This window comes from Vibrio sp. 2134-1, assembly GCF_033339495.1.
Map to the genome: position 1 here is coordinate 1 of NZ_JAWOUS010000384.1, position 726 is coordinate 726.

General features: G+C 46.3%; 1 protein-coding gene. It reads right to left on the reverse strand.

What is annotated here, in order from left to right:
- Positions 1-505: sugar kinase (locus R7R78_RS26145; RefSeq protein WP_225474615.1), on the reverse strand; the 505-nt coding region annotated here is incomplete at its 3' end.
- Positions 506-726 lie beyond the last annotated feature (221 nt).

Genomic DNA, 726 nt, shown 5'->3' on the forward strand with positions numbered 1-726 from the left:
TATCGAATGCGATTTTCACACCTTCTTTACGGCACATTGTTAGCAGCTCAATCAACATCTGACGACAATCGTCCGAGATGATCGCCAAGCTAATACCACTCAGGTAGATCATTTGATGCTGACAAAGATCTTTCACCAACGACAACAATGCTCGTTCACGCAACCAGTATTTTGCTGCCGCATCATTACGCCAGTAAAAGAAGCTACGCTCGCCATCTTCGGCGGTTTCAATCGCGTAGATGCCTGGCAATTTATCTTCAGAAAGGTAGACCATGTCCGTATTGATCCCCTCTTCACGCCATGCCGTTAGCATTTCACGACTAAACGGATCATGCCCTAATCCCGTCACATACGAAGTTTCGACCCCGTGTTGTTTGGTTAGACGAGAAAGGTACACCGCGGTATTGAGCGTATCACCGCCAAAACCTTGCTGTAGCACGCCGTCATGTTTTTTAAGCTCCACCATACATTCGCCGATGATGGCGACACGACTGATTGGGTTCATGGGAAGTCTCCTCAGTATTTGATGCCGCCATTATTGCAATTACAAAACCAGTTAACAATAAAAATAAAACAATGGTTCATTTATTTCGTGAACTTGATCTATCTGCGTGCTTTCTCGGTCAGATTTTGTAGCCATGCAGAGAGCAATTGCGGCCACGCCGCGACAGGCAAACCTTGCGCATCGCGAATACCAAAACCGTGTTTACCATGCTCAAACAAGTG